The 22,058-nt window shown below is 37.7% G+C and carries 18 protein-coding genes; 3 read left to right on the forward strand and 15 right to left on the reverse strand.

The window, feature by feature from the left end; translation table 11 throughout:
* Nucleotides 1–234 precede the first annotated feature (234 nt).
* Nucleotides 235–2,370: a S46 family peptidase gene (locus HMPREF1528_RS04135; protein ID WP_016478757.1), complete on the forward strand. Its 2,136-nt coding sequence runs from the start codon at nt 235–237 to the stop codon at nt 2,368–2,370.
* A 52-nt stretch (nt 2,371–2,422) separates the two neighbouring features.
* The gene (locus HMPREF1528_RS04140) at nt 2,423–3,811 is read left to right on the forward strand and encodes an MATE family efflux transporter (protein ID WP_015782815.1); all 1,389 of its coding nucleotides are present in this window, start codon (nt 2,423–2,425) and stop codon (nt 3,809–3,811) included.
* Between the two features lie 89 nt (nt 3,812–3,900).
* Here the strand turns inward: HMPREF1528_RS04140 and HMPREF1528_RS04145 are convergent, their stop codons facing one another.
* The 15 genes from HMPREF1528_RS04145 to dnaN all read right to left on the reverse strand — a co-directional run bounded on the left by HMPREF1528_RS04145 (nt 3,901) and on the right by dnaN (nt 21,108).
* Complete coding sequence (locus HMPREF1528_RS04145; protein WP_016478758.1) at nt 3,901–4,509, reverse strand: hypothetical protein; 609 nt, start codon at nt 4,507–4,509, stop codon at nt 3,901–3,903.
* A 140-nt stretch (nt 4,510–4,649) separates the two neighbouring features.
* Nucleotides 4,650–5,018: a 3R-hydroxymyristoyl ACP dehydrase gene (locus HMPREF1528_RS04150; protein WP_016478759.1), complete on the reverse strand. Its 369-nt coding sequence runs from the start codon at nt 5,016–5,018 to the stop codon at nt 4,650–4,652.
* 16 nt (nt 5,019–5,034) lie between these two features.
* Nucleotides 5,035–5,640, reverse strand: coding sequence for a hypothetical protein (locus tag HMPREF1528_RS04155; protein WP_016478760.1), 606 nt, complete (start codon nt 5,638–5,640; stop codon nt 5,035–5,037).
* Nucleotides 5,618–6,232 (reverse strand): outer membrane lipoprotein carrier protein LolA, encoded by a 615-nt coding sequence (locus HMPREF1528_RS04160; RefSeq protein WP_016478761.1) that lies wholly within the window; start codon nt 6,230–6,232, stop codon nt 5,618–5,620. Before HMPREF1528_RS04160 ends, HMPREF1528_RS04155 begins: the two co-directional genes overlap by 23 nt.
* Nucleotides 6,229–6,960 carry a polysaccharide deacetylase family protein gene (locus HMPREF1528_RS04165; protein ID WP_016478762.1) on the reverse strand — a complete coding sequence of 244 codons (732 nt, stop codon included), beginning with the start codon at nt 6,958–6,960 and terminating at the stop codon, nt 6,229–6,231. Before HMPREF1528_RS04165 ends, HMPREF1528_RS04160 begins: the two co-directional genes overlap by 4 nt.
* 620 nt (nt 6,961–7,580) lie before the next feature.
* Complete coding sequence (locus HMPREF1528_RS04170) at nt 7,581–8,543, reverse strand: beta-ketoacyl synthase chain length factor (RefSeq protein ID WP_016478763.1); 963 nt, start codon at nt 8,541–8,543, stop codon at nt 7,581–7,583.
* A 60-nt stretch (nt 8,544–8,603) separates the two neighbouring features.
* A complete protein-coding gene (gene ccsA / locus HMPREF1528_RS04175; protein ID WP_016478764.1) occupies nt 8,604–11,348 on the reverse strand; it encodes a cytochrome c biogenesis protein CcsA in 2,745 nt (914 codons plus the stop codon).
* Between the two features lie 336 nt (nt 11,349–11,684).
* Nucleotides 11,685–12,602 carry a UDP-3-O-(3-hydroxymyristoyl)glucosamine N-acyltransferase gene (locus HMPREF1528_RS04180; RefSeq protein WP_009418324.1) on the reverse strand — a complete coding sequence of 306 codons (918 nt, stop codon included), beginning with the start codon at nt 12,600–12,602 and terminating at the stop codon, nt 11,685–11,687.
* A 2-nt stretch (nt 12,603–12,604) separates the two neighbouring features.
* Entirely contained in the window at nt 12,605–13,171 is a 567-nt protein-coding gene (gene efp, locus HMPREF1528_RS04185; protein ID WP_002671577.1) for an elongation factor P, read from the reverse strand.
* Nucleotides 13,172–13,210: 39 nt separating this feature from the next.
* Entirely contained in the window at nt 13,211–14,005 is a 795-nt protein-coding gene (gene lpxA, locus HMPREF1528_RS04190; protein WP_002671575.1) for an acyl-ACP--UDP-N-acetylglucosamine O-acyltransferase, read from the reverse strand.
* 6 nt (nt 14,006–14,011) lie between these two features.
* Nucleotides 14,012–15,400: a bifunctional UDP-3-O-[3-hydroxymyristoyl] N-acetylglucosamine deacetylase/3-hydroxyacyl-ACP dehydratase gene (locus tag HMPREF1528_RS04195; protein WP_009411366.1), complete on the reverse strand. Its 1,389-nt coding sequence runs from the start codon at nt 15,398–15,400 to the stop codon at nt 14,012–14,014.
* 7 nt (nt 15,401–15,407) lie between these two features.
* Entirely contained in the window at nt 15,408–16,427 is a 1,020-nt protein-coding gene (lpxD, locus tag HMPREF1528_RS04200) for a UDP-3-O-(3-hydroxymyristoyl)glucosamine N-acyltransferase (protein ID WP_009411365.1), read from the reverse strand.
* 158 nt (nt 16,428–16,585) lie between these two features.
* A complete protein-coding gene (locus HMPREF1528_RS04205; RefSeq protein WP_009411364.1) occupies nt 16,586–17,803 on the reverse strand; it encodes an HD domain-containing protein in 1,218 nt (405 codons plus the stop codon).
* Nucleotides 17,787–19,877, reverse strand: a complete 2,091-nt coding sequence (locus HMPREF1528_RS04210; RefSeq protein ID WP_016478765.1) for an LTA synthase family protein — start codon at nt 19,875–19,877, stop codon at nt 17,787–17,789. Before HMPREF1528_RS04210 ends, HMPREF1528_RS04205 begins: the two co-directional genes overlap by 17 nt.
* 106 nt (nt 19,878–19,983) lie before the next feature.
* The gene (gene dnaN, locus HMPREF1528_RS04215; protein WP_016478766.1) at nt 19,984–21,108 is read right to left on the reverse strand and encodes a DNA polymerase III subunit beta; all 1,125 of its coding nucleotides are present in this window, start codon (nt 21,106–21,108) and stop codon (nt 19,984–19,986) included.
* A gap of 636 nt (nt 21,109–21,744) precedes the next feature.
* Between dnaN and HMPREF1528_RS04220 the strand changes: the two genes are divergently transcribed.
* Nucleotides 21,745–22,041 (forward strand): thioredoxin family protein, encoded by a 297-nt coding sequence (locus HMPREF1528_RS04220; RefSeq protein WP_016478767.1) that lies wholly within the window; start codon nt 21,745–21,747, stop codon nt 22,039–22,041.
* The last annotated feature ends 17 nt before the right edge of the window (nt 22,042–22,058 follow it).

Genomic DNA, 22,058 nt, shown 5'->3' on the forward strand with positions numbered 1-22,058 from the left:
CTTCGTCCTTTCTTCGTCCTTTCTTCGTCCTTTCTTCGTCCTTTCTTCGTCCTTTCTTCGTCCTTTCTTCGTCCTTTCTTCGTCCTTTCTTCGTCTTTTGTTAGTCTCTTTATTATCTGCCTGTCGTGCTACGACTGCCCGTGTGACTGACACCTGCCTGTGCGGCTCGCACATTTGCTAATTTGCTAATTATTCCCTATCTTTGCACCCTAATAAATCATTATATCATTTTTTATGAAGAAAATCAGTCTTATACTGTTGGCTTTTTTATTGCTCACTCCCATAGCAAAAGCCGACGAAGGAATGTGGTTTTTGATGTTCATCGAACGTCTCAACCAAAGAGATATGCAGAAGTTAGGCTTACAACTCACTGCTCAAGAAATTTATAGCATCAATAATAACAGTCTCAAAGATGCTATCGTACAATTTAATGGAGGTTGTACTGCGAGTATCATCTCCAAAGATGGCTTAGTGCTCACTAACCACCATTGTGGCTATGGCAATATCGCTCAGCTCTCCACACCTGAAAACAACCATCTAAAAAATGGATTCTGGGCACGCTCTCACGCCGAAGAACTTTCACCTAAGCAATCATTCGTGCGTTTCTTTGTGCGTATGGACAATGTAACCGACCGTATGCTATCAGTGGTAAAACCTTCAATGAACGAAAAAGAACGCGAAGCTGCTCTTAACCAAGAAATGGCTAAAATACAAAAAGAAAACAGTGAAGGGGGTAAATATGTAGTTTCAGTACGTCCGTTCTTCCAAGGTAATGAATATTATTACTTCGTATACCAAGATTTTAAAGATGTACGACTTGTAGGTACGCCTCCTGAAAGCATTGGAAAATTCGGTGGTGATACCGATAATTGGGAATGGCCTCGCCAAACAGGCGACTTCTCGCTTTTCCGCGTTTACACTGATAAAGACGGTAATGCCGCCGACTATTCACCTAATAACGTACCTCTTAAAGCAAAACGCTATCTTAAAGTGAGCCTTAAAGGCGTGCAAGATAAAGATTTTGCAATGATTATGGGATACCCAGGACGTACCAACCGTTGGGAAAGCTCTTATTGGGTAGACCAAAACGTAAAATATGCCTATCCTGCGTGGGTAGAAGCCTCTAAAACAGCTATGGACGCAATGAAGCGCTTTATGGATAAAGACGATGCCGTACGCTTGCAATATGCTTCACAATATTCAAGCATTGCCAATTATTGGAAAAACCGCCAAGGTATGATTGATGCACTTACGGCTCATAAAACAGCAGCTACTAAGCGTAAAACCGAAGCTATTTTCGCCAAATGGGCTAATAAAGCTGAAAATAAGGCTGAATATGGCGACGTACTGAATACTTTATCTAATTTCTTTGAAAAAACCAATGCTAAATCAGCCGATGAGAATTATTTGGGTATGCTATGGCGTGCTTCTTTCTTTATAAAGATGCCTGTACGTTACATCAGTATTGTAGATGGGGCTAAACGCGGAGGTATGCCCGCTGAAGAATTGCAAAAAAGAGTTGATGACTTGTTAGCCGATTATGACAAAGTGAATTTAGAGGTCGAAAAGGCTATCCTTGCCGATATGTTACAGCTCTATGCTAACAAAGGTAATGAAGTTCCTTCTCAGTTGAAAGATATCAAAACAAAATATAATGGTAACTTCCATAAATATGTAGAGGAACTTTTGGCTAATAGCATTTACCGAAGCAAAGAAACAGCGAAAACAGGTACTCAACAAGATATCATACAATTAGCACAAGACCCTATTTTGCAACTCTCCGAAGTGCTTTTCAACAGTTACCGCAACCCTTCTCAAGAACTTATAAACTTAGAAGACAGCTATGCCAAAGCCTTCCGCAAGTTCGTAAAAGGTATGCGCGATTCTAAAATCAGTACTATCTTGTATCCCGATGCCAATTCTACTCTACGCCTTACCTATGGTACAGTCATTCCATTGGCTGCCGATAAACGCAACCCCGATGTGAAAAAGAACTACTATACTACCTTCAATACCCTAATGGCAAAGTACAAAAAAGGCGATGCCGAATTTGATATGCCACAGCGTATGCTCGACCTTTATAAGAAGAAAGAGTTTGGAAGATATATAGACAAAGACGGTTCTATGCACGTAAACTTCCTTACTAATAACGATATCACAGGTGGTAACTCAGGTTCGCCCGTAATGAATGGTAAAGGAGAACTCATAGGGCTTGCTTTCGACGGCAATATCGAAGCAATGGCAGGCGATGTAATCTTCGACAAACAACTACAACGCACTATCAACGTAGATATTCGCTACGTCCTCTGGGTAATCGATATTTATGCCGGAGCCAAGAACATTATAAATGAAATAGAAACAGTACAGTAGATAAAAGAGTTAGGAGTTAGCATATAAGCTAATTCCTAACTCCTAAAATAGAATGAGCCTATCAAGTTATACAAAAGAATTCAAATACAACTTTAAAATTGCTTACCCCATCATATTAGGAATGCTCGGGCACACCCTTGTTGGGTTCGTAGATAATGTAATGGTAGGTAAAGTAGGCATTACCGAACTCGGAGCAGCTGCTCTGGGTAATACCGCTATATTCATTGCAATGTCGTTTGCCATTGGTTTTTCTGTTGCTAGTACTTCCTTAGTAGCAATGGCTGATGAAGCAGGTGATAAACCTACTGCTCAGTCTATTCTCAATCACGGAATGGTACTCAATGTAATATTAGGAGTAGTTCTCTTCCTTTTATTGTTTTTTGTAGAACCTGTGATGCGCTATACAGGACAAAGCGAGAAAGTAATAGAGTTGGCAGTACCCTACACCCATTTGGTAGCTTTTTCGCTTATTCCGTTGGGTGTCTTCACTACCTTCAAGCAGTTTGCCGATGGCTTATCAATGACCAAATATGCTATGTATGTTACTATCTTAGCAAACTTGCTAAACGTTTTTCTAAACTATCTTTTTATTTATGGTAATTGGGGTTGCCCGAAATTAGGAGTGTTAGGTGCTGGTATTGGCACCTTAGTATCACGAATTGTAATGCCTATAATGCTTTTCTTTATGCTGAAAAACTTAGAGAAGTCGCGTGAATACGTTATGAGTATCAGTTTTAAGAATATGCAACAAGCAATGTACAAAAAAATAACCGCTCTCGGACTCCCTACCGCTATGCAAATGATTTTTGAAACAGGTATCTTTACCGCAGCTATTTGGATAAGCGGTATGCTGGGCGAAAATCATTTATCAGCAAACCAAATTGCGCTCAACTTATCGAGTATGACTTTTATGGTTGCTAATGGCTTAGGAATTACCGCTATGATACGTGTAGGAAATCAATTAGGAGCGAGAAACTATGCTAATTTGCGTAGAGTAGCTATTTCGGTATTTCTGTTAGTACTCTGCACACAAGTATTTTTTGCCCTTCTTTTAGCGGTATTTCGCACTTGGTTACCGTCATTGTACTTAGAGATGGATAACATAGAAAAATTAGCTAATAATACTCTAGTAATAGGCGAAGCTACCAATCTCTTGCTCATTGCAGCTATTTTTCAAATATCCGATGGAATGCAAGTAACAGCTCTTGGTGCCTTACGTGGAGTACAAGATGCTAAAGTGCCTATGTACATCACTTTTGTAGCCTATTGGCTGATTGCCTTCCCTATTCTTTATGTGTTAGGCGTTCATACCAATTTAGGTACTATGGGTATTTGGATTGGCTTGCTCACCGGTCTCACAGTCGCTGCTGTTTGTCTTTTGTATAGGTTTAACCGTATCAGCTTACAACTGATAGCCAACAGACACCAATATACTTCTTAAAGTTTTTTGTAATTCATAAATAACAAAGGGCTGTTCAATGTACATTGAACAGCTCTTATATTTTTATTATAATAATTTATAAACTAATTTTAATCTTCCTCTTCTCCATCCCAGTATTCCAGAAACTCCTTTATGAGCTTGGCGGGATTGGCTTTCTTTGTCCAAGAAATAGGCGTATCTTCAAAATCTCGCTGGTGAATAATGATAGGAATATTACGCCCAAATACCTTTTCTACCTCCCCGTCGTCCAACAATCGTTTGGCTAGAGCTATCACCTCTTTGATAAAGTCTTTACCAAACTTATCACCTTTTTTGAGGAGCTTATCGTAAAGTTCTTCATCTTCTTCTATGGCGCGGTCGTTTTCCTCATCAGAATAGAAATAAGGAGTTTTAGCAAACCACTGTTTCAGCAATTTGTCTTTTTTACCTCCTACGGTTTCCACTTCTGTTTGTAACCAATAATCAAAATTCCACTTAGCATCTTCTTTCGAAGTGGCGTTGTAACTCTCTTCTTTTACATTTGAAAGGGTATTATAGCCCAGTGTAATTTTAGGAAATCGCAAGTCATCATCGTCACACGTATAACAAAAAGACAGTGCATAGACTTCTTTTTTATCCTCTTCATTTGCAATTTCTTGAATTGCATTTTTCAACTTCTCGTAACTCTTCTCTATAAAGTTTTTTAGTTCCTTTTCCACTATAAAATATTGATATTTTAATTCTATTTGCTTTTAATGATTTTTTCAAAATGTTTGCAAAAGTAACTATTTTATTTTACATAGCGTAATTTTTGAGCTATTTTTTTTCATTTCAGATAATGAATAAAGAAACGAGCTTTTTAAGATACTATTTTATACAAATTCGTAAGTTTTAGTGCTACCGTTTCATCAAAGGAAGTGGTATTTTTCACTTCTATGTCGGCGTCTTTATGCTGAATGGTGAGTGTGAGTTGCAAAATAGGGTGAGTAATGGGGTTGATAAGCGCCATAAACTTTACATTAGTTGTTTTGGCTAAGAAGAGTTTATGTTCTGTAATTTCCTCGGTGAGGTTTTTGATGATTTGCATCATACACACCCCTGGTGTGATAGGGTTGTTAGGAAAATGCCCTTCGAAAATAGGGTGTTGAGGATTTAGGGTAAGGGTACAGAGGTAATTTTCTGCATCTTGTTTTTCTAAGCTATTGAGGGTATAAAATTCTTTTAACATTTTTGAGAATAAGCAATTAATGATTTATAATTAAGGGTTCTAAAACTATTTTAATAGTAAAGGTGTGATGTTCTATGGTTATGTTGTTGGTATTATAGGTAAAAGTAGTGTATAGTTTCTTACCTTGCATATTGAGCTGTTTGGAAAGGTTGGTTCCTGAGGTAAACAAATAAACGGCATCATTCCCATCTTTGCTTTGTTGTACTTCGATAGTGCCATTGGTGTATTTTTGAGTAACCTGCCAATGGGTTTTAAGAAGGTGCTTAAAGTCAGTGGTGAGGGTACGAATGATGATTTTCCTATTGAGGTCGGGGGTTATATAGTTGGTTTTTATCTTTCCGCTTTGGTTTTCAAAATCGAAAAGCGTATTACCAAAGTCGGTAGTAAGGGCTACTCGCCACGTATTATCTGCGGTAATTTTAGCTACTAAGAGTCCATTGAAAGTGTGACCATAAGCGGTAATGGTAGCGCGATAGAGGTACTCCTCCCCTACCCTTATGTGAGAATTGACCATCGTTATTGGCGTTGTAGCCACTGATTGGTATTCAGCAGGGAGGTTATAAGAAGGTGAACAGCTGCCGAACCATATAGCAAACAGACTACATTTTAAAATTTGCTTCATCAATTTTTGTATTTAGTTTTTTATTGTTGAATAAGATTTCGGTGTAGTCTTTAGAAGGTTCAATGAGTTTTACACGTTCCACGACACTATCGACATCGAAATAGAGATGTATTTCACTCACGTATTTCAAAAGCATCTTATCCTTAGGCAATAGTTTGACCAATGTACTTTTGCCGGATTTAGCAAAGGTCATAGCAAATTCTTTCTCGTTGAACATATCACCACTGATAGAACTCACTATTAGGTTATTTATTTTTTTGAAGACCTTATTATCGGCTTTCATCTGTGAGACATTACCTGCATCGTTCACCGTGATTTTATCTTTCTGAAAAATAATGCGATACTGGTAAGGCTTCGTGTATTGCCAATTCAGTTTATCGGATTTAGCGAATGTCATTTTTCCAAAAGTCTCAATATCCTTACTCATAAAATCCAAGTGCTTTTTCTGAATAAAGTCGGCTTGCATTGTTTGAATTGCCTTGTTTTTAGCAATAGTTTGCGTTTTGAAGTCGCGTATTTGCACTTCGGTAAGGGCTTGGGCACTAATTGTTAAAGGTGCAACACAAATAAGGAATATTAAGAGTTTTTTCATTCTAAATTGTTTGTAATTGTATAGTTATTTTCTTTTAGGTACTGCAATAAGCGTTCCAAAACGGTGAGGGTATGAGGCAGGCGGTCGTGCATCAGTATGATATTACCGTTGGTAAGTTTGCGCATAATGCGGTGAAAAAGCTTGTCTTCGTTGTGTATTACGGTGTCTAATGAGCGTACATCCCAACCTATGGCTTTCTTAGCTGTTGCCCGAATCGCTCTAGCAACGGGTGGTGAGGTGATTCCGTATGGAGGTCGGAAATATGGGGTAACGATATCCAAGTGCGCCAATGCTTCATCGGTATGGCGGATTTCGTTGGCAAGGGCTTTTGCGCAAGATATATTTTTAGGTTGATGGGTGAAGGTATGGTTTGCTACTAAATGACCTTCAGCTTGCATACGTTTGACAACCTCTGGATACTTTTGTATTTGTTCACCTACACAAAAAAAGACTGCTTTGGCGTTGTATTGCTCCAAAAGGTCTAAGAATTGTGGCGTGAGCTCTGAGGGACCATCATCAAAAGTTAGCGCTACTGTTTTTGCTGGACGCCCCTTTAAGAAGTATTGTGTTTTAACAAAATAAGAGAGGCGAATATCGAATATGCCCCAAGAGGTAATGCCTAAAAACAGTACTATTAATAACACATATACCCACCAAGGAGCATTTTGTATAAACGCTGTTATAAGAGCACTGACAAATATTACAATTATAAAAAGATGTTTGTTCAATGTTTAAATAATAAAGAGTTGATACTTTGTCAAGGAAAATCTCTCACGGATTTACACTAATTTGATTTGGCTTAAAATACTTTACAATGTATTTACCTACAAATATCTTAAGTAAATTGAATATTTTGTATTAATTTTTCATACAATGAAAGTATATTTATATTAAGCACGGCAAAAATAACATACATTTTAATTCCTTACAAATATTTTAATTACTTTTTCTCGAAACGTAGAAAATAAGTTTTTATTGAAAATCTTATTACTCTTTTAGTACAAAACTTTCTTCTTAAAAAATTAAATAAGAACAATTTCATTATCAATCTTAATATGTTATTTATGTAAATACCTATCTTTCAAAGAGAAATTTCACACATAACTTCATATTTTATCAGCTCTAATGAGGAAGGTTAAATATTATTAGATTTTCAAATTAAAATACTCGTATGCTGATAAATACAACAAATATAGAAAGAAATGAAACCTTCTGAAAAGTTTAATTTTGAAAGAAGCTTACTAAATATCATCATAAATATAGCTCAAATATAATTGATTACCAGACCAATACTAATACACTTTGGGAAAGTCTACAAACTAAAAAGCGACCTTAAAAGTCGTTTTTTTTATTTCTTCAACAGTACAAAACTAAAATCTTTGCCTCTATACGAATTTACTAATAAAATATGTTGTATGGGGGTGGAGAGAGTAAGCTCGCAAATGGCAGGAAGGGTTTGCTTTTGTAGTACTTGGCAAGCAAACCAAAGTCCGAAGGCTGAGGCTGTGTAATACTCACTACTCAAGGTTTTGTAGTGCAAGGTAGGGCGTTGCCAAGAACGATTTTCTGCTTCACCAGTAAGTATCAAATCTATATTAGAGAAGGTAAGATGGTGGCGAGAAAGAAAGTCGTTTAGGGCTGTTTGTTGTTGCTCGGGAGTGAGTTCATTGTACAAAGCTACATCCACAAGTTCTCCATAGGTATTGGAGGTTGCCTCTGCTGATAAAGCAAAGAAACTCGCTCCTTCCCCTTTTTGGTCAAGCCCTACTAAATCATATAAATACAAAGTGTGCGGACTGTGTTCATCTACACCTCCTACCAAAGCCGTATTGATAGCGTCTTGCTCCATTTGCATTTTAGCATCTAACAAAGCCGATTCAAATGATACAGCCCCATTCACATAAGTAAAGTTTTCTCCTTTGCACTGCAACAAAAGAGCTATCTGCCCCGCAACAGTATTATGAGTAGATTGTATAAAAGCCGTGGGGGTGAGGTGCTCCTCGTTGTCGTTGATAAGTGCTGTAAGGAATTTTTCAGAATCTTGCAGGCATCCCATACCGGTACCCACCAAAATAGCATCAGGGGTAGAGATATGCGCTTCTTTTAGAGCTTCGGCAGCAGTAGCTATAGCCATTTTTACGCCTTTAGCCATACGACGACTAGCATTAGGGGCAATATATTCTTTATAAGAAGGTTCTTGAGCGTAACACACTTCCTCTGGAGTAACCTTTATGGCTTCATCGAGGAAATGAGGTGTTAAGAAAGTAGGTTGAGCCGAGATACAGGCTATTCCATTGATATAAGACTTCATTCAATTAACAATTTACAATTAATAATTTACAATTAATAATAACAATTTAGGAGTTAGATATTAGGAATTAGTATTAGACTTTGGTAAAACTTGTGATGTATTTTTCACTCTCAAATACGATACCAGTCCTAACAACAGCACTATTCCCACAGCATAATACACAAAGGTAGGGGTGATAATTTTATCGCCTGTGGCATAGCTGTGCATACCTGTAAGGTAGAAATTCACACCAAAATAAGTCATCAAGATACTGCTAAAGGCAACAATGCTCATAAAATTGAACACCCATCGTCCACGCCAATGAGGTATCAAGCGTAGGTGTATCACCAAGGCGTAAACCATAATGCTAATCAATGCCCAAGTTTCTTTAGGATCCCACCCCCAATAACGTCCCCAACTTTCGTTTGCCCACATACTACCCAAAAAGTTGCCTATGGTGAGCATTACGAGCCCCACTGTAAGAGCTAATTCGTTTACAATAGTGAGTTCTTGTTGTATAAGATTGATTTTATGAACATTCTTGCGGGTAGTAACTATCATCAGTAGGAGGTTGATAACACCTAAGAGCATTCCTAAGGCAAAAGGTCCATAACTACCTACAATCACAGCAACGTGCAACATCAGCCAATAGCTATTGAGTACGGGTTGGAGGGTACCAATAGCAGGATCCATCCAATTCCAGTGAGCGATCATCAGTATCATAGCGGTTACAAAAGCGGTGGCAGCAACCGTAAGAGGGGAACGTCGCGAAAAGAAAAGTCCTACCCCAATAGCCGACCACCCTACATATATCATACTCTCATAAGCATCGCTAAAAGGTGCGTGACCTGAAAGATACCAACGAACGGCAAGTCCTACAGTATGCAGGATAAAACAGAGCCACAGTAAGACTATACCTATTTGGGTAAGTCTTCTAAAAATTTGTTTTGGTATAAAAATATGCCATAGTAATACTATAAATAACACTGTACCAAGATACAAATACGCTTGAAAGAGTTGTTCAAAAATGTTGATGCGATTGTACCACAATTCAGTTTGTATTTTGGCAGGTGAGGGCAATACCTCAGCCGAGTAAAATTCTTGTTGTAGTTTGATATTGTTGAGCACCTTATCAGCTTTGCTATAATCGCCTGTTTTAGTGGCTTGTTGTAGCAAGATAAGGTAAGCTGGCAGTGCGTTTTTTACAAATTGTTTATACAGTGGGTCGGTGATTTGGAGGGTGTCGTTTACGTAATCTAAATGCGAAATCCACTTATGATTAGGGTCATTAGGCACAGGGAAGACCTTAAAAATATCACCTTGTAACGCTCTGTTAAGCAACCCAATACGTTGGTCTACTTCCTTAAAATCTTTTTGAAATTGGTTAGGAGTATTCGTGTTGTAAATATCTTTCAACAAAGGGGCGAGTTTGTACTGTCCATTTGCATCAAAAAAATCTTTAGGCTTCACCCATTTGCTTCCTTCAGGAACTCCCAAAAAACGATGCAAACTGTCATTAGCTTTCTTCACATAGATAATGCCCGACTCATACCACGCTTGCGGACTGAGGAGCATAGAAAGCAAAACTTGATCGGAAGTGAGCCCTTTATAAGTATCGTGTTTGCTAAGTTTACGTAAGAGTTCTGAAGAGAAGGTATTCACAGGCTTAAAGCGCCCATCATCTTGAATGAGCATTGCACCAAATTTTTCAGCGTGCGCTTTGTCGGGTACTACCATAGGAGTTTGGGCAGTAGCCAAAAAGCCAAAACATAATGCCAAAACTATTGCAATTCTTTTAGCTTGTAGATCTTTGAGTTGCTGATTGAGTTTCCTAAATCGGGATTTGCCTACAAACATAAACGCCAGCAGACTACCGAATAGCAGTTTATAACCTATGTAAGTGATGAGGGTACCCCAAAAGTCTTGGTTTACCGATAGTATAGTACCTTGTTCATCGGGGTGAAAAGAAGATTGGAACAAACGATAACCTTGATAATTGAGGATATGGTTCATCTCAATATCATAAGGGAAGCTCTCCCCTCCCCCATTCACGGTTACTTTGCTTTTAAAGGAAGCATAACTATTCTTGGTACCAGGGTATTTTTCGACTATAAAATCGTTGAGGGTAAGACTGAAAGACAACTTCTCTTCACGTGCTCCATAGCTTAAATGAAACTGCAAGCCGTTCAAAGTGATTGTGGTAGGAGGGTGCTGTACGCCACGTTTGCCCATTACTGTTACTTCTTTACGCTGATTACCTGAAACAACTTCCAATACTAAGACATTCATCTCCTTGCCTATGCGTTTAAACGATTTATACGTAATACTAAAAGGTTTGCCTTTAAAGTCGGACGACCAATGATAATGATTAGAGGTATATGAAGAAAAAAGCACCTCTTTTTGTTTCTTTTTGCGCAAGGGAGCTCCTTGATAATTGCCGTCTACCATTGCAGTGATATAAGTGCGATCGGAGAGGTAAGTATTTGTAGTTTCTCCTTCGCGTAGAGAAATCATACCTTCATCACCAAAGTAGCGCGTAACCCCAGCTCCTACGATGATAAACACCCACGAGAGGTGCAACACCAGTACTGCCCAATTTTCTCTTTTGAGCAATCGATAGCGAGAGATATTCCCTATAAAATTCAGGACAAAAAGCCCCATTATCGCCTCAAACCACCAAGTGTTATACACCCAAATGCGGGCGGTATCGGTATCGTAGTCGTTTTCTACAAAAGTTCCTACTGCCATAGCTATAGCAAAAGCAATGAAGAGAATTGCCATCAGCTTGGTGGAATAGAGGAAAGAGATGAATCTGCGTACTATCATAATTGGGGGCAAAGGTAGTGAGTAATTAACAAATTAGCAAATTCTTCAATTAACTAATGAAGAGGCTGAGAATCCGGAAGAAAACAAAAAGGTTCGGAAGATGTTTTTTAGTGAAAAATTAAAAAATAGCTTCTGGAGGAATATAGTTAGCTTATAGAAAGCTTATAGGAAGCTTGAACGAATCTTGGACGATTGGTATACAATAGCTATATAAAAAGTTGAGAATTAGTAGTTAAGAATTAAGATAAAGAAGAGGTTTGGGCGAAGGTAAAGTGATAAAAAACGAAAGGAACTACCTAAAAAGGCAGTTCCTTAATTGTATAACTATAAAATTACTTATTTACAATTGATAAGCTGTTTGAGTGCACTCATTTCTTTATATTTCTCACGGGCTTCTCCAGCAGGATAACCAAAGTAAGTTTGTCCGCCCTCCAACGATTTAGAAATACCGCTTTGAGCTAAAATCACCGCTTTTTCACCTATGGTGATACCGCTGGTTATTCCTACTTGTCCCCAAATAGTTACTTCGTTTTCTATCACTACACAACCAGCAATCCCTGTTTGTGAAGCAATGAGACACTTCTCTCCTACTACCGTATCGTGACCTATATGCACTTGATTATCTATCTTTGTTCCTTTTTTGATAGTGGTATCACCTGTTACTCCTCTATCAATGGTACAAAGAGCACCTAAATCCACATTGTCCTCAATTACTACACGTCCGCCTGACTTGAGTTTATCAAAACCTTCGGGGCGTTTTTTGTAATAAAAAGCATCTGCTCCGAGCACTGTGCCGGCGTGAATAGTTACGTTATCACCTATTACACAATCGTCGTAGATGCTCACATTAGAATGAATACGGCAGTTGTTTCCTATTACTACATTGTTACCCAAAAAAGTACCTGGTTGCACTACTGTATTTTCACCTATACGAGCTGAAGGGGCTATAAGTGCAGTTGCTTTTTGAAAAGGTTTAAAAAAGTCGGTGAGTTTATTAAAATCGCGAAAAGGGTCATCGGATATTAAAAGGGCTTTCCCTTCAGGGCATTCTACTTCTTTGTTGATAAGTACAATAGTAGCCTTAGAATGCAAAGCCTTCTCGTAATACTTAGGATGGTCTACAAAGACTATATCACCTGCTTGTACTACGTGAATTTCATTCATTCCAAGTACAGGAAAATCTTCTGCACCTACGTATTTCGCATTGATGATAGTAGCTATTTGCTTAAGGGTATAAGGCTGTGAGAAACGCATAATTAGTCTTTCATTCTTTCGACGTAAGTACCTTTTTCAGTTTCTACCTTAATGCGGTCACCTTCGTTGATGAAAAGAGGTACATTCACAATAGCTCCTGTTTCTACAGTAGCAGGTTTGGTAGCATTAGTAGCTGTATTACCTTTTACTCCTGGTTCTACGTGCGTAACAGTAAGGATAACGTTAGCAGGCATTTCAACTGAAAGCGGTGTTTCGTCTTCGGCATTGAAGATTACCATCACGGTTTCACCTTCTTTAAGTAAATCGGGGTAATCGAGCATATCTTTGCGAATATGCACTTGGTTGAAGTCGTCGTTGTTCATAAATACGAACTCATCGCCTTCGGCATACAAATATTGGAAAGAACGAGTTTCGACACGTACATCTTCAATTTTGTGACCAGCAGAAAAAGTGTTGTCAAGAATTTTACCTGTGGTAACACTTTTGAGTTTAGTACGTACAAAAGCAGGCCCTTTACCTGGTTTTACGTGTAGAAATTCAATAATTTTGTAGATATCGTGATTGAAGCGAATGCACAATCCTTTTTTAATGTCTGCGGTTGTTGCCATTTATTCTATTTTAAATTATTTGTTTTTAGTTTTAAGTTCTTACTCTTTTATTAATTCACCGTGATAGCCTTTCATAATACCGTGCTGTGAGCGACGCACGAATTGCAATATCTCATCGCGTTCTACAGTGGCTTCCATTTCAGCTTCTATATAGTCCAAAGCGTGAGACGTACTGAGTTTCTTTTGGAAAAGTACACGGTAAATATCTTGTATCTCACGTATTTTCTCAGTAGTAAATCCACGACGATGTAACCCTATAGAATTCACTCCTACATAAGAAAGTGGGTTGCGCGCAGCCTTTACATAAGGAGGAACATCTTTACCTACGAGCGAACCTCCTGTTACAAAAGCATAACTCCCTATAGAACAAAACTGATAGACCGCAGTCATTCCTGCCATCACAGCACAATCACCTACAGTTACGTGTCCTGCAAGAGTAGTACCATTAGAGAAAATACAGTTGTCCCCCACAATACAATCGTGAGCGATATGAGAGTAAGCCATTATCAAGCAATTGTTGCCTACTACAGTTCTCATACGGTCGACGGTACCTTTATTGATGGTTACACACTCTCTGATAGTAGTATTATTGCCTATGTGAGTAGTGGTTTCTTCACCTTTATACTTGAGGTCTTGTGGAATGGCTGAAATTACAGCTCCAGGAAAAATTTTACAGTTTTTCCCAATACGCGCTCCCTCCATAATGGTTACGTTAGGTCCTATCCAAGTACCCTCACCTATTTCTACATTTTTACTGATAGTAGTAAAAGGCTCTATCACTACATTTTTAGCGATTTTGGCATCGGGATGGACATAAGCCAAAGGTTGAATCATATACTTTTATTTTACTTTAACAATTTGAGCCATTAGCTCAGCTTCAGTAGCTAACTTCCCGTTCACATAAGCGTAAGCTTGCATATGGCAAATACCACGGCGAATAGGCGTTAGCAATTCTAACTTGAATATAAGGGTATCCCCTGGCACTACTTGTACCTTGAACTTCACATTGTCTATTTTCATAAAGTAAGTGAGATAATTTTCGGGGTCAGGTACGGTACTAAGTATCAATACACCTCCTGTTTGTGCCATTGCTTCTATTTGGAGCACTCCAGGCATTACAGGAGCTCCAGGGAAGTGTCCTACGAAGAAAGGTTCATCCATTGTTACATTCTTTAAACCTACGACGTGTTTGTCAGAAAGTTCAAAGATTTTATCTACCAACAAGAATGGCGGACGGTGAGGTAACAACTTCATTATATCAACAGTATTGAGTAACGGCGGTTGATTGATATCTATAGAAGGAACGTTGTTACGACGTTCATTTTTTATAATCTTAGAAAGTTTTTTAGCAAATTGGGTATTGGTGAAGTGCCCAGGTTTAGTAGCAATCACTTTTCCGCGAATGCGTGTACCTACCAATGCCAAATCGCCTATTACATCCAATAGTTTATGGCGAGCAGCTTCGTTAGGGTAATGCAAAGTAAGATTATCGAGCACTCCATTAGGTTTCACTGAAATATTATCTTTGTTGAAAATCTTTTTAAGTTTCTGCATCGTACTATCAGAAATTTCTTTATCTACATATACGATAGCATTATTCAAATCTCCTCCTTTAATCAAACCGTGATCAAGTAAAGCTTCGAGTTCGTGCAAGAAACTAAAAGTACGAGCATCAGCTATTTCGGTTTTAAATTCGGAAAGTTTATTGAGGTAAGCATTTTGGGTGCCCAAAATCTTAGTACCAAAATCTACCATTGTAGTCACTTGGTATTCCTCGGCAGGAATGAGAGTAATCTCACTACCTGTTTCTTCATTTACGTAAGTAATTACTTGTTTTACTATATACTCATCACGCTCTGCATCTTGAGGAGTGATACCCGCTTTTTCTATAGCTTCTACAAAATATTTAGAAGAACCATCCATAATGGGAGGTTCGGAGGAGTTGAGCTCAATAATCACATTATCCAAATCCATACCGACGAGCGCTGCTAAGATGTGCTCACAGGTTTGGATTTTCACCCCCTTTTTCTCTAAAACAGTGCCACGTTCTGTACTCGCTACATAGGTAGCATCAGCTTCGACAACGGGGTTTCCTTCTAAATCGGTACGTACAAAGGTAAAACCATTGCCTACTGGTGCAGGTTTGAGCACCATTTTTACTTGTTTACCAGTATGTAACCCAATACCTTCTAAGGTAATTTCTTTGGATAAAGTATTTTGCTTTACCATAGTGTATTTATTTTAATTTTTTTTCTAATTCTTCTAAGCGTTTAAGCAAGTTAGGTAATTTTCTAAAAATGACATAAGCTTTGTTGTATTCAGCGTGCCCCAAAGCGGGAGAGCCTTGTATTGCTTCGTCATCTTTAAGGTTGCGACCTACCCCTGTTTGGGCTTGTATTTTCACGCGATTGCCTATTACTAAGTGACCTACGATTCCCACTTGACCACCTATCATACAATTTTCGCCTACTTTAGTTGAGCCAGCGATGCCTGTTTGGGCAGCAATCACTGTATTTTTACCTATTTCTACATTGTGGGCAATATGTATTTGGTTGTCTAACTTTACCCCCTTACGAATGATAGTAGAACCTAAAGTTGCACGATCTATAGCTGTTTCTGCACCTATATCTACAGAATCTTCAATCACGACATTACCTATCTGTGGTACTCTGCTGAACTCTCCTTTTTCATTGGGCTGGAAGCCAAATCCGTCAGCACCTAATACTACTCCACTGTGGAGCATACAATCTTTGCCTATGACAGTTTCGGAATATATTTTACAGCCTGCAAAAATAGTAGTCCCCTCACCTACTGATGAGTTATCACCTATGTAAGTGTTAGGATAGATTTTCACATTATCGCTTATCACTACATTTTCGCCAATATACACAAAAGCTCCTATATATACATTTTGTCCTATTTTAGCAGATGAAGCGATAAACGAAGGTTGTTCTATACCTACTTTATTCATTTTCACTTGATTGTAAAATTCTAAGAGTTTAGTAAAAGCGGCATAAGCATCGTCTACTCTCACTAAAGTTGCTGATATTTTATCTTCAGCCTCAAAGTCCTTATTTACAATCACTATGGATGCCTGAGTAGTATAGATAAAATGTTTGTATTTAGGGTTTGCCAAAAAAGATATACTCCCTTCACTTCCCTCTTCAATTTTTGAAAGTTTATAGACTTCAATTTGGGGATTTCCTTCTACTTCACCGCCGAGTACATTGGCTATTTGTAATGCTGTAAATTTCATTTAATTAGTTTATAATCAAAACGATATAAAACAATATTTATATGTTTTTGTCTTAAAAAAGGTTGTTTTTCGCAACAAAAATATAAAAATTATTTCATATAGCACTCTTTTTGCTATTTTTTTTCTCTATTGGTAATTTTACTCCCTCCTTTTCTACCTTACTTTGGATAGCAAATATAGTATCGTTCGGTTACTTGTGAAAGAGGTTCTAAGTTGATGGCTTCAGAGGTTTTAGTAAGATCTACTACTCTTCCATTTTTGGTGAGAATCTTAATTATTTCCTTTCCTGGATTATACGCTCTGTTAGTCATCACTCCTGTAAAGACAAAGTACTTAATATGCTTTTCTTCTACTCCTTTAGCAAGAGATAGTTTCTGCAGTCTCTTTATCTTCTGTTCTTCAAAATCGTTTAAGCGGACTTTTATTTTTAGCAAATCGCGATTGAGCAACATTTTGCTGAGTTTAGAAAGGACTACATCGGGGTGAAACTGCCATTCTTTCATTGCCGAAATAATATCTGTATCGTCTAAACGAGCAAACATCTCAAGTACTTCTTGTGAGAAATTATCTTTGGATATCTTGTTTTTCACAAAGAAAGCTAAGGCGGTGGACATAGTCAGTTCTTGCCCTTGTTGCACCAACTCTTTGGCACGATTGAGCAACCTGATGAGTATCTGCTCGGCTACTACGCTGGTTTTGTGCAAATACACTTGCCAATACATCAAGCGGCGGGCTATTAGGAATTTCTCTACTGAGTATAAGCCTTTTTCTTCGACTACTAATTCGTCGTTGCGTACGTTAAGCATTGAGATAAGGCGTTCAGAATTTATATTCCCCTCAGCGACTCCTGTATAAAAACTATCGCGTTTGAGGTAATCGGCTCTGTCCATATCCAACTGCCCCGAGATAAGTTGATGCATAAACTTACGTGGGTAAGTACCTTGAAATATTGCTATAGCGGTATCTAATTTGCCATTGAATACCTTGTTAAGCTCTTGCATAAAGCGCAGCGAGATTTCCTCGTGAGAAATACCTTCGACAATGCTGTGTTCCATTGCGTGAGAAAAAGGTCCGTGCCCTATGTCGTGCAACAATATGGCAATATAGAGTCCTTCAGCCTCTTTTTCAGAGATTTGTATTCCCTTGAAACGGAGCATCTCTACTGTTTTCTGCATCAAGAACACACACCCCAATACGTGCTCAAAACGAGTGTGTTTAGCCCCCGGAAATACCAAATACGAAAGTCCCATTTGATTGATACGCCTGAGCCGCTGGAAATAAGGATGCTCAATAATGTCAAACACTAAAGTGCTGGGGATATGGATAAACCCATAAATAGGGTCGTTGATAATTTTTAGCTTATTTCTTGAGCGCATTGAACTGTTTGTTTTTTAACCACTCGGCAGTAGCTTGATAAGTACCAATACAAGCATCGGCTTGTTCCTTATTCACATTATTTTCTTTTATTTGCTTATAAAACAACGGATACTCTTGTGAGGGTTGTTCTGTTTCTTTGCACAAACTGTATTGAGTGGTTTTTCTCAAAGGTGATATAATAGTGAGTTTATCAGGGGTTAAGTAACCTAAATCCTGATAAGTAGCAATATAAGCGCGTGGCTGATAGCCTTCTTTTAGTACATCTTGCCCTATAAATTTAGATGTATAACTAAAGTTAAGCAAACCAAAAACAGTAGGCATCACATCTATTTGTGATATCATTGTATCTACTTTTTTAGGAGCAATAAAATCGGCAACAATAAAACAAGGAATGCGATAACCATCTAAAGGCAATTCGGTACTACCTGCACTCGATGCACAGTGATCGGCTACAATCACAAAAAGAGTATTTTTATACCACTCTTGTTGTTTTGCCATCTCAAAGAATCGCTTGAGAGCATAATCGGTATATTTTACTCCACCTGCACGTCGTTTTTCGGTAGGAGAAATGTCAATTTTACCTTCAGGATAAGTAAACGGACGGTGATTACTTACTGTCATCCAGTGATTGAAAAACGGTTTGCCTGCTCTAGCTTGTTCATTCATCACCTTTATAGCTTTGTTTGCCATATCTTCATCGCAAACGCCCCATATATTGGAAAAAGTTACTTCTTCTGGAGTAAAGCTCTTGCTATCTACAATATCGTAACCATTACCACTGAAGAAATCCTTCATATTATCAAAATAACTATCACCTCCATAGAGATATTTCACATCATAACCTTTACTTTTGAACACGCTACCCGTGGTAAACTTATCTTTATTGTCTTTGCGCTTCACCACACTTTCGCCTGGAGTAGGTGGTATGCAAAGAGTTAGAGCTTCCAACCCTCTCACAGTGCGGTTACCCGTAGCATACAAATTAGTAAAAAATAAGCTGTTATTAGCTAAGCTATCCAAGAAAGGTGTACGGTTATCGGCATTACCATACATTGTAAGGTATTCTGCCGAAAGACTCTCTACTGAAATGAGAAGGACATTGCGATGTACTTCGGTAGTATCGCTTACAATTTGGCGTTCGAGGGCAGGAGCATTGAGTTGTTTGAGCACAATGCTTTCAGCTTCTTTCTCTGGCAAGGTAGGATAAAACTGAAAGAAATCTAACTCACTATGAGTAAAAGCGTAATAAAACTTGTAAACACCATTGCTTTGTATTTCTTGAGCAAAAGTATTTTCGGCAGTCATAGCATCAAGCTGGGGTAATCTCCACATTCCTATAAGCACTAACAGCAAATAGGGCACTACTATAACCATTTTTTCAAAGAGGGTAGGTATTGTTTTGAGCGCACTCTTAGTCTTGAGAAATAAATATATAGTAATTGCCAATACTACTACAAAAACCCCTGTAAATAAGGGTACTACAGGGTAACTCTCCATTATATTACCTATCACTTCATTGGTATAAATAAGGTAATCTACTGCTATAAAGTTATAACGAATACCAAATTCATTCCAAAAGAAATATTCGCTTACTGCATTCATCACTATGGCAAATACATAGATAGCCAACGTAATAAAATACAATGCATTGCGCAGTTGGGCTCTGTACTTAGGCAAAAAGAGTAATAAGGCAAAACACAACGTTTTAAAGCCGAAGAAAGCTAATGCGATTTCGGGAATCACGCCCCCATATTGTGCAAATATATTGTTAGGATAAAACTGTATATAGAGTAGTATGAGAATAAATGCTCCTAAAATAATGCCTCCGTAAGGTTTTTTGTACTTTACATTGGCGATAAAGAGGAAATAAAGCATTAAAATACTACTTGCCAATACTATCACAAAAGCGTCGGATAGTAAGCCTATGAAAAGCATCTTAAACACACTCCACACCGAAAATGTGGTAGCAGTGATAGGGTGCACCATAAAAACGATGCGCATCACAAACGATACGATTAGGTATAAGGCAGCTATATATGTAAAAGGCTTTATTCTTTCTAAAATGGACTTCATAGATAGTTATTTTTGAATGATAAACATTGTGATTTCTCTCTTAAAAAAAGAAACGCCTTAAAAAGACTCATAAGGCGTTTCTTTTTAAAAATGAAAAATTCTTTATTTATTGATTTGTGTTAAGCATAATTGGCATTGCCAACATTAGTACTTTCTCTCCCTCATCAAGTCCATCAACAGGCGTGATAAGTCCGGCGCGATTTGGCAACGACATTTCTATCAAGATTTCATCAGAGTCTAAGTTATTAATCATCTCTTTCAAGAACTTGGAGTTGAAGCCAATTTCTAAATCGTCTCCCTGATAGTTGCAAGTGAAACGCTCCTCACCTTTATTGCTATAATCTACGTCCTCAGCTGAAATTACCAAGCTAGAACCAGCTATTTTCAAGCGCACTTGGTGGGTAGTTTTATTTGAAAACAACGACAAACGGTTAATAGAACTATAGAATTGCGAACGATTTAAAATAAGTTTGTTAGGATTTTCTTTAGGAATTACCGCATCGTAGTTAGGATATTTACCATCTATAAGGCGACAGATAAATTCCATATCGTCAAAAGAGAATTTTGCATTGCTCTCGTTGTATTCTATTGTTACTTCTGTTTCGCTACCTGCTAAAATACCTTTGAGAATGTTCAACGGTTTTTTAGGCATAATGAAATCAGCCACTTCATTAGCTTTGATGTCTAAGCGTTCGTATTTCACTAATTTATGAGCATCAGTACCTACAAAGGTAAGTCCGTTTTCACTGAATTGGAACAAAATACCGCTCATTGTAGGGCGTAAGTCGTCATTTCCTGCTGCGAAAATAGTCTTTTGCACGGCAGTTGCTAATACATCGCCTATCATCGTTACTTTGCTAGCTTCAGGCAAAGCTACAGGGCGAGGGAACTCCTCTCCATCTAAATAAGCTAAGGTATAATTACCGGTAGTAGAGCTAATTTCTATTACATTATTCTCTTTTACCAAAAAGGTAAGGGGTTGTTCTGAAAAGGTTTTAAGAATATCTATCAATAATTTAGCTGATACTGCTATGCTCCCTTCTGAATCTGATTCTACTTCCAAAGTACCTCTTACAGTAGTTTCCAAATCGGAAGCAGAGATAGTTAAAGAATTGGTAGACAGTTCAAACAAAAAGTTATCGAGTATAGGCATTGTATTGTTGTTATTGATTACACCGCCAAATACTTGTAACTTCTTTAATAAGTAAGAACTTGATACTATAAACTTCATATTTTTATATATTTTAAATGACAAAACTTACCCCTTTGCGGAGTAATAATGGCAAAAGTAGAAAGAATATTTGTTACTACCAAATTTTTTTAGATATTTTTTAATTTTAATGTGAGTTCGACATAAGAGATAGTATGACTTACACTACAGAAATTCTTAGCACAACAAGCAATTACAGATAGGTAGTTTCGCTGTTTTTTTTTAATCTCCCACGAATTCCAAAAAATAGAAACTTTGCCAACGATAGAAAAACAAATCTATAAACAACAAAGAAAGACAGTTTTTGTTTGAAGCAATCTTATACGTAGCTTATACGAATCTTATAGGAAGAACGAACAATGAACAGTGCAAGCCACACGGGCAAATAAGCAAAAGACGGTGCGAGCCGCACGGGCAAATAAGCAAAAGACGGTGCGAGCCGCACGGGCAGATAAACGAAAGACGGTGCGAGCCGCACGGGCAGATAAACAAAAGACGAACAAAAGACGAACAATGAACGAAGAAATGCTAAAGAGAAGAGGAAGATAAGATAGCGTTAATAGCTTTTTAAAAATAAAAAATAATATATTTTGCTTATTTCTATTTGTAATTAAAAAAAACTTTGTATTTTTGTGCCATTATTTTAAACATAAAATTATGGAGAAATTTGGTGATATCATCAATGTAAATACACCTGTGCTCATTTGTTTTTATTCTGAAGGTATTGAAGTTTCACTACATATGAATGCTGTATTACGCGAAGTAGTTACTATTTTAAGGGATAGAGTAAAGGTTGTGAAAGTAGACATTAACAAGAATAAAGAATTAAGTAAGACACTGAAGATAAGTGTCTTGCCTACTGTTATTATCTTTAATAATATGAATCTTATTTGGCGGGGAGAAGGCTTTCAAGACAGTGAAGTTTTACTAATGGAACTTAACAAATTTCTGTAATTAATGATTAAAGGTCA

Source organism: Capnocytophaga sp. oral taxon 336 str. F0502, assembly GCF_000411575.1.
GTDB classification, from domain to species: domain Bacteria; phylum Bacteroidota; class Bacteroidia; order Flavobacteriales; family Flavobacteriaceae; genus Capnocytophaga; species Capnocytophaga ochracea.

Bases quoted from the DNA above. Each gene is read 5' to 3' on its own strand.
- ccsA (WP_016478764.1), bottom strand. From the start codon at position 11,348: ATGATAGTACGCAGATTCATCTCTTTCCTCTATTCCACCAAGCTGATG.
- HMPREF1528_RS04160 (WP_016478761.1), bottom strand. From the start codon at position 6,232: ATGAAAAAACTCTTAATATTCCTTATTTGTGTTGCACCTTTAACAATT.
- HMPREF1528_RS04210 (WP_016478765.1), bottom strand. From the start codon at position 19,877: ATGAAGTCCATTTTAGAAAGAATAAAGCCTTTTACATATATAGCTGCC.
- lpxD (WP_009411365.1), bottom strand. From the start codon at position 16,427: ATGAAATTTACAGCATTACAAATAGCCAATGTACTCGGCGGTGAAGTA.
- HMPREF1528_RS04140 (WP_015782815.1), top strand. From the start codon at position 2,423: ATGAGCCTATCAAGTTATACAAAAGAATTCAAATACAACTTTAAAATT.
- HMPREF1528_RS04155 (WP_016478760.1), bottom strand. From the start codon at position 5,640: ATGAAGCAAATTTTAAAATGTAGTCTGTTTGCTATATGGTTCGGCAGC.
- HMPREF1528_RS04220 (WP_016478767.1), top strand. From the start codon at position 21,745: ATGGAGAAATTTGGTGATATCATCAATGTAAATACACCTGTGCTCATT.
- lpxA (WP_002671575.1), bottom strand. From the start codon at position 14,005: ATGATTCAACCTTTGGCTTATGTCCATCCCGATGCCAAAATCGCTAAA.
- HMPREF1528_RS04205 (WP_009411364.1), bottom strand. From the start codon at position 17,803: ATGCGCTCAAGAAATAAGCTAAAAATTATCAACGACCCTATTTATGGG.
- HMPREF1528_RS04170 (WP_016478763.1), bottom strand. From the start codon at position 8,543: ATGAAGTCTTATATCAATGGAATAGCCTGTATCTCGGCTCAACCTACT.
- HMPREF1528_RS04150 (WP_016478759.1), bottom strand. From the start codon at position 5,018: ATGTTAAAAGAATTTTATACCCTCAATAGCTTAGAAAAACAAGATGCA.
- efp (WP_002671577.1), bottom strand. From the start codon at position 13,171: ATGGCAACAACCGCAGACATTAAAAAAGGATTGTGCATTCGCTTCAAT.
- HMPREF1528_RS04180 (WP_009418324.1), bottom strand. From the start codon at position 12,602: ATGCGTTTCTCACAGCCTTATACCCTTAAGCAAATAGCTACTATCATC.
- HMPREF1528_RS04195 (WP_009411366.1), bottom strand. From the start codon at position 15,400: ATGGTAAAGCAAAATACTTTATCCAAAGAAATTACCTTAGAAGGTATT.
- HMPREF1528_RS04135 (WP_016478757.1), top strand. From the start codon at position 235: ATGAAGAAAATCAGTCTTATACTGTTGGCTTTTTTATTGCTCACTCCC.
- dnaN (WP_016478766.1), bottom strand. From the start codon at position 21,108: ATGAAGTTTATAGTATCAAGTTCTTACTTATTAAAGAAGTTACAAGTA.